The sequence below is a fragment of the uncultured Azohydromonas sp. genome (assembly GCF_937926365.1).
Taxonomy (GTDB): Bacteria; Pseudomonadota; Gammaproteobacteria; order Burkholderiales; family Burkholderiaceae_C; genus Azohydromonas.
The window spans coordinates 68194-79566 of sequence record NZ_CALAOH010000250.1 but is presented as its reverse complement, the minus strand read 5'-3'; the positions used below and the strand labels follow the sequence as shown (position 1 = coordinate 79566).

Annotated in this window: 12 protein-coding genes; all 12 read right to left on the bottom strand. The window is 70.4% G+C overall.

What is annotated here, in order from left to right:
• Window positions 1-670: electron transfer flavoprotein subunit beta/FixA family protein (locus tag Q0741_RS27810; RefSeq protein ID WP_298236439.1), on the bottom strand; the 670-nt coding region annotated here is incomplete at its 3' end.
• A 65-nt stretch (window positions 671-735) separates the two neighbouring features.
• Window positions 736-1599 carry a fumarylacetoacetate hydrolase family protein gene (locus tag Q0741_RS27805; protein ID WP_298236438.1) on the bottom strand — a complete coding sequence of 288 codons (864 nt, stop codon included), beginning with the start codon at window positions 1597-1599 and terminating at the stop codon, window positions 736-738.
• Window positions 1600-1635: 36 nt separating this feature from the next.
• Window positions 1636-2415 carry an SDR family oxidoreductase gene (locus Q0741_RS27800; protein WP_298236437.1) on the bottom strand — a complete coding sequence of 260 codons (780 nt, stop codon included), beginning with the start codon at window positions 2413-2415 and terminating at the stop codon, window positions 1636-1638.
• Window positions 2416-2440: 25 nt separating this feature from the next.
• Window positions 2441-3787 carry a 3-hydroxyacyl-CoA dehydrogenase gene (locus tag Q0741_RS27795; protein ID WP_298236436.1) on the bottom strand — a complete coding sequence of 449 codons (1347 nt, stop codon included), beginning with the start codon at window positions 3785-3787 and terminating at the stop codon, window positions 2441-2443.
• A gap of 16 nt (window positions 3788-3803) precedes the next feature.
• Window positions 3804-4598: a crotonase/enoyl-CoA hydratase family protein gene (locus Q0741_RS27790; protein WP_298236435.1), complete on the bottom strand. Its 795-nt coding sequence runs from the start codon at window positions 4596-4598 to the stop codon at window positions 3804-3806.
• Between the two features lie 89 nt (window positions 4599-4687).
• A complete protein-coding gene (locus Q0741_RS27785) occupies window positions 4688-5656 on the bottom strand; it encodes a PDR/VanB family oxidoreductase (protein WP_298236434.1) in 969 nt (322 codons plus the stop codon).
• Between the two features lie 12 nt (window positions 5657-5668).
• Window positions 5669-6949, bottom strand: a complete 1281-nt coding sequence (locus Q0741_RS27780) for an aromatic ring-hydroxylating dioxygenase subunit alpha (protein ID WP_298236433.1) — start codon at window positions 6947-6949, stop codon at window positions 5669-5671.
• Window positions 6950-6959: 10 nt separating this feature from the next.
• Window positions 6960-7937, bottom strand: coding sequence for a tripartite tricarboxylate transporter substrate-binding protein (locus Q0741_RS27775; protein WP_298236432.1), 978 nt, complete (start codon window positions 7935-7937; stop codon window positions 6960-6962).
• Between the two features lie 26 nt (window positions 7938-7963).
• Window positions 7964-9202 carry an aromatic ring-hydroxylating dioxygenase subunit alpha gene (locus Q0741_RS27770; protein WP_298236431.1) on the bottom strand — a complete coding sequence of 413 codons (1239 nt, stop codon included), beginning with the start codon at window positions 9200-9202 and terminating at the stop codon, window positions 7964-7966.
• 39 nt (window positions 9203-9241) lie between these two features.
• Window positions 9242-10243: an amidohydrolase family protein gene (locus tag Q0741_RS27765; RefSeq protein ID WP_298236430.1), complete on the bottom strand. Its 1002-nt coding sequence runs from the start codon at window positions 10241-10243 to the stop codon at window positions 9242-9244.
• A gap of 11 nt (window positions 10244-10254) precedes the next feature.
• A complete protein-coding gene (locus Q0741_RS27760; protein WP_298236429.1) occupies window positions 10255-10653 on the bottom strand; it encodes a RidA family protein in 399 nt (132 codons plus the stop codon).
• Window positions 10654-10667: 14 nt separating this feature from the next.
• Window positions 10668-11372 carry a GntR family transcriptional regulator gene (locus tag Q0741_RS27755; protein WP_298236428.1) on the bottom strand — a complete coding sequence of 235 codons (705 nt, stop codon included), beginning with the start codon at window positions 11370-11372 and terminating at the stop codon, window positions 10668-10670.
• Between the last annotated feature and the right edge of the window lies 1 nt (window position 11373).

Below are 11373 nucleotides of genomic sequence, written 5' to 3'. Positions count from 1 at the left end.
GGGGCTCGCTGACCTTCACGGTCTTGATGCGCGGCGTGACATCGACGCCCAGGTCGGCCGGCTTGACGGTCTCCAGCGGCTTCTTCTTGGCCTTCATGATGTTGGGCAGCGTCACGTAGCGCGGCTCGTTCAGGCGCAGGTCGGTCGTGACCACGGCCGGCAGCGTGACCTCGATGGTCTCCAGGCCGCCGTCCACCTCGCGCGTCACCTTGGCCTTGCCGTCCGCCACTTCGACCTTGGAGGCGAAGGTGGCCTGCGGCAGGTCGGCCAGCGCGGCGAGCATCTGGCCGGTCTGGTTGTTGTCGTCATCGATGGCCTGCTTGCCCAGGATCACCAGGCCCGGCTGCTCCTTGTCCACCAGCGCCTTGAGGATCTTGGCCACGGCCAGCGGCTGCAGCTCGGCGTCGGTCTCGACCAGGATGGCGCGGTCCGCGCCGATGGCGAGAGCCGTGCGCAGCGTCTCCTGGCACTGCGCCACACCGCAGGAGACCACGACGATCTCGCTGGCGACGCCCTTCTCCTTGAGCCGAACCGCTTCCTCGACGGCGATCTCGTCGAAGGGGTTCATGCTCATCTTCACGCCGGCGAGGTCCATGCCCGAGCCGTCGCTTTTCACGCGCACCTTCACGTTGTAGTCCACCACCCGTTTCACGGGCACGAGAATCTTCATGGCTGCTCCTGCTTGCGGTTCTGCTTGCGGCACCGGCAATGGTCACTCGGTGCGGCGGATGGAAATCAGGCCGGCTCGGCTTCGACGCGGTTCTCGATGTGTCCCAGACCGTCGATCGCCACACGCACCACGTCGCCGGGCTGCAGCAGCTTGCCCAGTGCGATGCCGACGTTGGCGCAGGTGCCGGTGGCGATCAGGTCGCCCGGCTCCAATGTCATGACCTGCGAGAGATGGTGGATCTGCTGCCAGATGTTGAAGATCATCCCGCCGGTGCTGGCCTGCTGGCGCAGCTCGCCGTTGACCCAGAGCCGCATCTGCAGCGCATGCGGATCCTCGATCTCGTCCGCGGTGGTGATCCACGGGCCCGTCGGCCCGTGCGTGTCGAAGGACTTGCCCAAGGTGAACGTCGGGCTCTGACGCTGCCAGTCGCGGGCCGACACGTCGTTGGCCACGAAATAGCCGCCTACGACATGGCGGGCCTCGGCCTCGCTGACGTAGCGGCAGCGCGTGCCGATCACCACGCCCAGCTCGGCTTCATAGTCGAGTTGCTCCGACACGCGCGGCTTGTAGACCGGGTCAAAGGGGCCGGTGATGCACGACACCTGCTTGTTGAACCAGAGTTGACTGGTCGGCACCGGCACGCCGGCGCGTCGTGCCTCCTCGGCATGGTCGCGGTAATTCATGCCGATGGCCAGGTACTTCTGCGCGTCAGGAACGGGCGCCAGAAGTCGGACGCTGGACAACGCACGGCCCGCGGGCGGCTGCCGCAGCGCGGCCTGGATGCGCTGGCGCAGGCCGGAGCCGGCGGCGAGCACCTCCCGGATCGTGGCGGGTGCTTGCGCAACCAGCGTGGAGAGTTCGAACACCCGGTCGTCCTGGACGATGCCGATGGCGGTGCGGCCCTCGGCGGTGAAGCGGGCAACTTTCATGTCGGTCTTGGTCTGGGATGCGGAAAGAGAACGGCGTCAGAGCAGGCCGGCGCTCGCGCCGCCGTCCAGGCTCAAGTTCTGGCCGGTGATGAAGCCCGCGTGCACGCTGCACAGGAACGCACAGGCCGCCCCGAATTCCTCGGGGCGCCCCAGGCGCCGCGCGGGCAGGGTGTCGGCGATGCGCTGGCGTGCCTCTTCGCGCGTGATGCCTTGCTCCCGTACCAGGCGCTGCGCCATGGCTTCCTGGCGCGGCGTGTCGAAGCGCTCGGGCAGCAGGTTGTTGAGCGTCACGTTGTCGATCGCGGCCTCGCGCGACACCGCCTTGGACAGCGCCGTCAGGGCCGAGCGCGCCGCGGTGGACAGGCCCATCTCCGGATGGGGCGACTTCACCATGGCCGAGGTGATGTTCACGATGCGGCCGAAGCGCCGCCGGCGCATGCCGGGCACGACGGCCCGGATCAGCAGCGCCGCCGGCAGGAAGTTGGCCTCCAGGGCGTCCAGCCAGGCCGCATGGTCCCAGTCGGCCAGCCGGCCCGGCGGCGGGCCGGCGTTGTTGTTGACCAGGATGTCGGGCTCGGGGCAGGCCGCCAGCAGCCGCGCCCGGCCCTCCTCGGTGCGCAGGTCGGCCGCCACGGCCGTCACGCGGGCGCCGCTGGCCGCGCGCAGGGCCTGCGCGGCGGCCTGCAGCTTGTCCTCGTGGCGGCCGTTGAGGAACACCGCGCAGCCTTCCGCGGCCAGCGCCTGCGCGCAGGCATGGCCCAGCCCCTGCGAGGAGGCGCACACGATGGCCTGGCGGCCCTGGAGTCCGAGATCCATGCGTCGTCCCGTGGTCGTTGAAGGGTCAGGCCCGGGCCTGCAGGTCGGCGAAACGCCCCCCCTCGCGCGCCAGCCGCTCCAGCAGCGGCGCGGGCTGCCACCAGTAGCCGTGCTCCGCATGCAGGCGCTGGATGTCGGCGTACACCCGGTCCAGGCCGATGCGGTCGGCCATGAACATCGGGCCGCCCTGGTGCGCCGGGAAGCCGTAGCCCGTGACGTAGACGATGTCGATGTCGCTGGGCCGCAGCGCGATGCCCTGCTCCAGCAGCCGCGCGCCCTCGTTGACCATGCCGTAGAGGCAGCGCTTGAGGATCTCCTCCTCCGACACCGGCCGGCGCTCGATGCCCATGCGCGCCGATTCCTCGACGATGAACTGCTCGACCACCGGGTCGCGCTGCGGCTCGCGGCTGCCCGCTTCGTAGCGGTACCAGCCGGCGCCGCTCTTCTGGCCCAGGCGGCCCAGGTCCACCAGCTTCAGGATCAGGTCGTTCCAGCGCCGGTCCGTGGGCCGGGTCGCCATCTGCGCCTTGCGCGTCTGGTAGCCCACGTCGTTGCCGGCCATGTCGTGCACCGCGAAGATGCCCATGGCGTAGCCGAAGCGCTTGAGCGCGGCATCCACCTCGTGCGGCAGCGCGCCGTCCTCCACCAGGAAGTGGGCTTCGCGCGTGTAGTTGCGGAACAGCGCGTTGCCGATGAAGCCCGGGTAGATGCGCGCGAGCACCGCCACCTTGCCCATGCGCCGGCCCAAGTCCATCAGCGTGGCGATCACGTCGGGCGCGGTGTGCTTGGCCTGCACCACCTCCAGCAGCTTCATCACGTGCGCCGGGCTGAAGAAGTGCGCGCCCGCCACGTCCTGCGGCCGCGAGGTCACGGCGGCGATCTCGTCGATGTCCAGCCCGGACGTGTTGGTGGCCAGGATCGTTCCCGGTCGCGCCGCGGCGTCGAGCTCGCGGAACAGGCGCTGCTTGAGCGCCATGTCCTCGAACACGGCCTCGATGACGACGTCGGCGTCGCGCACGCCCTCGGCCAGCGACACGCTGCCGTCGATCAGCGCCAGGCGCTGCGCCATGGCGTCGGCGTCGAGCCGGCCGCGCGCCACGCTGCCGGCGTAGTTGTCGCGCACGCGGGCCAGGCCGCGGTCCAGCGCCTTGGCATCGGCGTCGATCAGCGTCACGGGGATGCCAATGTTGGCCAGCGCCATGGCAATGCCGCCCCCCATGGTGCCCGCGCCGATCACGGCCACGCGCCTGATCGGGCGCGGCTGCACGCCCGGGGGCAGGCCGATGTCGGCCGCCAGCGTGCGTGCGGCGGCGATGTGGGCAGCGGCCTGCTCACGCTCGGCCGGGCTGGGATTCATCAGGTCGGTGCTCATGTGGTTCCCTCTCGTCTCACTCAGCCTTGCCCGGTGCCGCCAGCGGCGCCGCGCGGCCTTCAACGAACTCGCGCAGCCGCTCGGCGGTCTCGGGCGAGCGCTGCAGGTTGGAGTTGAGGTACTCCATGAACAGGCCGTCGTCGTGGGACAGGTCGTTGATGCGCGGCAGCACGCTGGTGATGCGCCAGTTGGTGTCGGGCGTGTTGCGGGCGATCTTGGCGGCCAGCTCCATGGCCTTGGCCAGCGCCTGGCCCGGCGGCACGACGTAGCGCACGATGTGCTCGCGCTCGCCCTCGGCGGCCGACAGCAGCCGGCCGGTGAGCATCATGTCGGCCATCACGGTGTAGCCCACCACGCGCTGGATGCGCACGGTGCCGCCGCCGCCCACGAAGATGCCGCGCTGCCCCTCGGGCAGCCCGAAGAAGGCGGTCTCGTCGCACACGCGCACATGCGCCGCGGTGGCCAGCTCCAGCCCGCCGCCCACGACCGCGCCGTGCAGCGCGGCCACGTAGGGGATGGGGCCGCGCGCGATCTGGTCGAACACCTCGTGCCAGCTGTGGCGCTTGCGCTTCCTGGGCGGCTGGACCTGGCCCGTGGCGCGCGCCAGCGCCTCGGCCAGGTCGAGGCCCGCGCAGAAGTTGCTGCCGTGACCATGCAGTACCGCCACGTCGGCCTCGTCGGCCGCGCGGGCCACGGCCGCGCGCAGCTCGTCGATCACGGCCTCGTTGATCGCATTGCGCTTGGCGGGACGGTTCAGGCCGATGACCGCGATCGGGCCTTCGAGCTGGTAGGTGATGAGGGCTTCGCTCATGGGAGTCTCCTTGGGGCGTGTTCAGGCCCGCCGCGCTGCGGACAGCGCAAGCGGCAGGGGTAGAGGAACGTGTGGGTGCGAGGAGAGTGCTAGAGGTCCAGCACCAGCTTGCTGCTGCACGCGCCGGAGCAGCAGATCAGCATGCGGTCGTTGGCCGCCTTCTCGGCGGCGCTGAGCACGAGGTCGCGGTGGTCGGGCGTGCCGTCGATGACGCGCACCTCGCAGGTGCCGCAGACGCCCTCGCGGCAGGAGTAGGGCGGCTCCACGCCGATCTCCAGCAGGCTGTCGAGGATGGTGTGGCCGGGCTGCACCACCAGGCTGCGGCCGCTGCGGGCGAGCTCCACCGTGAAACCGCCCTCGGTGGCGGCCGCCTCGCGCGCGGCGAAGTACTCCACGTGCACCTGCCGCGGCGGCAGCCCGGCGGTGGCACGCTCGAAGGCTTCCAGCATCGGCAGCGGGCCGCAGCAGTACACATGGGCATCGGCCGGCAGCGCGGCCACGATGGCGCCCAGGTCCAGCATCCGGCCGCCGTTCTCGCGGTCGAAGCAGAACTGCACGGCGGCGCCGGTGGCGTCGCGCAGCCGCTGCAGCTCGTCCACGAAGGCCGCGCCCTGGCGTGTGCGCGCGGCGTAGAACAGCTGCCACGGCCGCCCCAGCGACTGCAGGCGGCGGATCATGCCCAGCAGCGGCGTGATGCCGATGCCCCCGGCGATGAACACGCTGTGCGCGGCTTCCTCGTCGAGCGCGAAGTTGTTGCGCGGCTCACCGATGGTCAGCACGTCGCCGGGGCGCAGCGTCTCGTGCAGGTAGCGCGAGCCGCCGCGGCTGGCCGCGTCGCGGTTGACGCCGATGACGTAGCGGTGCGTCTCGTCCTGCGAATTCAGCAGCGAGTAGCTGCGGATCAGCCCGTTGGGCAGGTGCAGGTCGATGTGCGCGCCGGCGCTGAAGGGCGGCAGCGACTTGCGCGGAGGCAGCGGTACCAGCTCGAAGCCGAGGATGCCCTCGGCCTCCCAGGTGACGGCGCGCACGCGCACCTCGATGCTTTGCGGAAGGCTCATGTTTCGTTCTCGTCAGATGTCCACCACGTCCACGGCCCGGATCGCCACACCGGTGGCTTCCTCGCAGGCACGCTGCACCGCCTCGGGCTGGCCGGCGTGGAAGATGAAGTGGTGCAGCAGCTTGCTCCACTTGGGATGGCGCTCGTACTCGGCGCGCGGCAGCCCGCGCAGGAAGAACTCGCGCGAGTCGCTGGGCAGGAACACGCGCCGGTTGCGCTCGGGATCGCGGATCAGGCCCTTGGGGTCGAGCCCCTGCGCCACGGCGTCCATGTCGTCGAAGAGACGCCGCCGCAGCAGCGCGATGCCGCGGTCGCTGGCGCCCAGGTTCTCCTGGCTGCGGTCCGTCACCGGCCCCTGGCCCACCCAGGCCACGATGTCCTGGTTGATCACGTGAGTGGTGATCCAGCGCCCGGTCGCCGCATCCTTGATCGGGCTGGTCCACGAGGGGATGGAGCGCTGCACGTAAGGCTCGGCCTCGCGCGGCACGCGGATGAAGCTCCACGTGACACTGAGCATGTGGGTGTCGTCCACCGGCACGCGCCATTCGAAATGGTCGCCCAGGAAGAAGCCGTTGGGCCACAGGCACACCCGCCCGATGGTCCACAGCGGGTGCTGCTCGTCGGTGTCCTCGCTGATGCGCCGGTACGTGAAGCCGAACTCGAACTCCTCGAAGCCCAGCCTCAGGTGCCTGGGCGCATGGCCGCCCGCGCCGCGCAGCCGCCGCCCCCAGTTGGCATGCATCCACTCGAAATGCACCGGGTCGATGGAGTTCTCCTGCGCCTGCAGCCAGTTGCAGGGCACCTCGGAAAACACCACCTGCACGAACCCGTTGGCCCAGCTGAAGGCCTCCCAGTCGGGCAGCAGCGGCGCGGGCTCGGGGCCCATGTAGGCCCACAGCATCCCGGCCAGGGGTTGCACGCGGTAGGCCTTGAGCCGCACCTTGCACTTCGCGCGCGCCTGCGGGTCGGCCGCCTCCTCGAAGGGCTGGTGCACGCAGCGGCCTTGCACGTCGAACTGCCAGCCGTGGTAGTTGCAGCGCAGGCCGCCTGGCTCGACGAAGCCGTAGGACAGGTCCGCGCGCCGGTGCGCGCAGTGCCGGTCCACCAGGCCATAGGCCCCCTCGGCGTCCTTGAACAGCACCAGGTCCTCGCCCATCAGGCGCACGGCCTTGACCGGATGGCGCTCAAGCTCGTCGATACCCGCCACCGGATGCCAGTAGCGGCGCAGCAGCTCGCCCATCGGGGTGCCGGGGCCGACCTCGGTGAGCCGGCGGTTCTTCTCGGCGCTCAGCATCTCGGCGTCCTCACTCCGGCTTGAAGCCCGAGGCCTTGATGATGGGCTCCCAGGCGGCGAGCTCGTCGCGCTGGCGCTGGGCCATCTGCGCGCCGTCGAGGTAGCCCGGCACCACCGACAGCCGCGTGGTGAGCAGCTCGCGCACCGTGGGCGTCTCCAGCACCTTGCGCAGCGCCTGCTGCATGCGCGCGATCTCGGCCGGCGGCGTCTTGGCCGGCGCCCACATCGCGGTCCAGCCCTCGCTGGCGAGCATCTTCACGCCCTGCTCGGCCATGGTCGGGATGTCGGGCATCAGCTCCGAGCGCTTGTCGCTGAAGATGCCGATGACGCGCGCGCGGCCGCTGCGGTGGTGCTTGAGCATCTCGTCCATCAGCGTCACGGCCGCCGGCACGTGGCCGCCCACCAGGTCCGTGATGAGCGGCGGCGTGCCCTTGTAAGGCGTCACCGGCAAGTCAATGCCCATGGCCTTGGCGAACTGCGCACCCAGGAAGTGGTTCTGGCCGCCCAGCCCCGGCACGCCGAAGCTGGCCTCCTTCGGATGCTCGCGCACCCACTGCACGAACTCGCGCACGTTGGTCACGCCCGTGGCGGTGCTCACGGCCATGCCCAGCGGGTAGCTCACCAGGGCGGCCACCGGCGCGAAGTCGCGGAACAGATTCCACTTGAGCTGTGATCCGAACACCAGCGTCTGGAAGGTGGGCGTGGCGTTGGGCGCGATCATCCAGGTCAGCCCATCGGGCTTGGACGCCATCAGCGCGTCGCAGGCCAGGCGCCCGCCCACGCCCACGCGGTTGTCGATCATCACCGGCTGGCCCAGGTGCTCGTGCAGCCGGTCGGCGATGGCGCGCGCGATGGCGTCGGTGCCGCCGCCCGGCGGCAGCCCGACCAGGATGCGCAGCACCGGCTTGTCCGGCTGCGCCCGCAGCAGGCCCGGCGCCAGGCCGGCAGCCGCGGACAGCAGCAGCCGTCGGCGCGTGGGGGAGGTCATGCGGTAGTCCACGTCGGGTTGCCTTCTCAATCGGCCTTGGTGAGGGCGCGCCAGTCGGCGCCCGCGTTGATCACGCCGCCGACCGAGACGGCCTGGGCGTAGTCGAGCTCGGGGTTGTCGGCGAGCCTGGGCGTCTGCCCGGCCATGAACTCGCGCACCGAGCGCAGCAGTTGCGCGCGCACGCGCAGCACCGCGCCGTCGGCCGAGCACAGCTGTTCGTCGGTGCGGTCGTAGATCGGGCCCTGGCTGAGGAACATCGCGAAATCCTCGGTGCCCAGGTGCTGCGGGAAGCCCGTGGCATGGCCGCGCTTCATCAGGTCGCGGTTCTGGCCCCAGTTGTCCGCGGGGCTGCCCGGGGGCAGCGGCGGGAAGTTCCACACGTCGGGCGAGGCCGACATCACCGTCATGCCCAGCGGCCGATGCGGGTTGAAGTGCACGAACCAGGCGCGGTGCGTCACGTCGTCCACCGGCGTGGAGAAGAACACCGTGCTGGGACCCTTGGCATCGGGCGGGCAGATGATGCCGTACCAGGGCATCACGAAGTTGTTGACGCGCGCATACACCTTGTCATCGGGCAGCGCGCGCAGCGCGGCGTAGCGGTAGCCGTAGGGCCGCTCCTCGAACTCCAGCTTCGGCGCCAGCGCCTTGGTCATGTGCAGCCGCTCGTTGCCCGAGCCGGCGGTGAGCTGCGTGGTGGACTCGTGCAGCACCCCCACGTGCGAGCTGTCCATCGACGCTTCCACGCCCTGCACCCAGTTGGTGGGCACCTCCTGGCTGGTGACGGCGCGCTGGTTCTCCGGCAGGTCCACGAAGGGCAGGTTGGGGAACTTGGGCGGCTGCTCGCCCTGGCCCAGCCAGACCCAGACGATGCCGCCGCGCTCGGCCACCGTGTAGCGGTTGACGCGCACGTGGCTGCAGAACTGGCGCTGGTCGCCGGTGTGGTTGGGCGCCTCCACCACCTCGCCGCGCACGTTGAACTTCCAGCCGTGGAAGAGGCAGCGCAGGCCGTTGTCCTCGTTGCGCGCCAGCGCCAGCGAGGCCTTGCGGTGCGGGCACTGCTCGTCCACCACGCCCACGCTGCCGTCCGTCACGCGGAAGGCCACGTAGTTGCGGCCCAGCAGCCGCACGCGTACCGGCGCGCCGTCAGCCACGAGCTTGGCCGCCGGCACGGCCGGGATCCAGTAGTGCTGGCGGATCATCTCGCCCATGGGCGCGCCGTTCTCGACGCGGGTCAGCAGCTCGTTGTCTTCCCTAGTCATGGCCATGGTGGTCTCCTCGGTGTGTGGGTATGGTGGCCGGGCGCCTTACTCGCCGTCCTTGCGGAAGGCGCGGCTGTACACGCGCCGGCAGTTGCATTCGAAGATGTTGGTGCGCTGCTGCGAGGTCAGCCACTCGATGCTCTCGATCACGGGCTTCATGTCGTCGTAGTCGCGGCCGCTCACCGGGTCGCGCGCGCTGCCGGTGCCCGGCTTCTCGGTGCCGAAGAGCACGTTGTCGGTGCCGGCCACCTTGATCAGCAGCTCGATGGCTTCCTTGGAGTAGTTGCAGGTGTCGAAATAGAGCTTGCGCAGTTGCTCGTCGAAGCTCACGGCCTCGCCCTTGCGCGCGTTCCAGGAGCGGAAGCGGCCCATCTGGTAGGGGATCGCGCCGCCGCCGTGGGCCACCACGATCTTGAGCGCGGGGAACTTGTCGAAGACCTTGGCGCCCAGCAGCGAGACGATGGCGATGCTCTCCTCGTTGATGAACTTGAGCGTGTAGCTCTCGCGCGTGCTGCAGCTGCCCGCCGAGTGGATCAGGCCCGGCACGTCAAGCTCCACCATGGCCTGGTACAGCGGGTGCCAGAACTCCTCGCCCAGCCCCGGCGGCGTGGGGCCGGCGCCCTCGGTGGGATCGGGGTTGATCAGGCAACCCACGAAGCCCAGCTGCTCGACGCAGCGGCGCAGCTCGGGAATGGCGCGCTGCTCCAGCGGCTCGTCCATGTACTGCGGCAGGCCGGCCACGCCGCGGAAGCGGTCGGGGAACAGCTCGACGAAGCGCGCGATGAGGTCGTTGCAGTGGCGTGACCACAGCTCCGTGACCTTGCCCGGCTTGACCGAGTGCATCTGCAGGTACGGGCGCGGCGAGATGAACTGCACGTCGGTGCCCACGCTGTCCATGGTGCGCACCAGCTCCTCGGCCACCTTGCGCACCGAGGCTTCGGGGATCTTGGGCAGCGTGTGGGGGTTGGCCCGGCCGCCGATGAGTTCCGCCATGAAGCGGAAGCTCTCGGGAGGCATGACGATGTGGGCGTGCGAGTCGATGATCATGAAAGGCTCTCTCAGCGGTCAGGGGAGTGGACGAAGGCCAGGAATTCCAGCTGCAGCGCCATGCCGTGCTGCAGGTCGTGTTCGAGGATGTGCCGCGCCGGGCGGTCGTGCGGGTCCGGGAAGCGCCGCAGCCACTGGGCGTTGACCGCCTCGCGCGCCGCCGGGTCCTTGAGGTAGACGGTGAGCTTGGCCACGTCTTCCAGGCGCGCTCCGCCGGCCTCCAGCAGCCGGTCCATGTTGGCGAAGGCGTTGGCCGCCTGCGCCGCGGCGTCCGCCGGCAGCTCCCCGGTGGTGGGGTCCTTGCCGGCAATGCCCGAGGAGCACAGCAGCGGGCCGACGCGGGCGGCTTGAGGAATGGGCGCCTTGTGGGCCAGGCCCGGGAGGTCGATGGAGCGGGGCGAGCGGTTCATGGTGGGGCGGCGCGTCAGGCGCCTTCGTTGTCGAAGAAGCTCATCGGCACGGTGGCCAGGAACTCGGAAAAGCCGGTGGAGCCCATGGGCACGTGCAGCAACATGGCCTGCGCCGCACCCGCCTCGTCGCCCGCCTGGATGGCGCGCGCGATCTTCAGGTGCTCCTGCAACGACTTGCTGATCTGCGCCTTGCTCTGGAAGTCCTTGGCGCGGTAGCGCTGCACGAGGCGGCGCGCCTGGCGGATCTGCTCGGCCACGTACTCGTTGCGGCTGCCGGCGTAGATCGTCTCGTGGAAGAAGGTGTTGGCCAGCGCGTACTCGGCCGAGCCGCCGTTGATGGCGGCGTCCTGGCAGCGGGCGACGGCCTCGTCCAGGCGCTGGCGCAGCTCGTCGTCGATGCGGCGCGCCGCGAGCTTGGCGCACACCGCCTCCAGCTCGCCCAGCGCTTCCATCATCCCGCGCACCTTGCCGATGGACAGCCGCGCCACCGTGACGCCCTGGCGCGGCGCGATGCGCACCAAGTCCCGTGCGGCGAGCTGCTGCAGCGCCTCGCGCACCGGAGTGCGCGAGACATCGAAGCGCGCGGCCAGCGCACGCTCGTCCAGTACCGCGCCGGGCGGGAGCTTGCCGCTCTCGATCTCGTCCTGCAGCGCGGCCCGGATCTCGTTGGCCCGGCCGGCGCGGGGGCGCAGTTCTTCGGTGCTGAGGGCGCTGTCCATG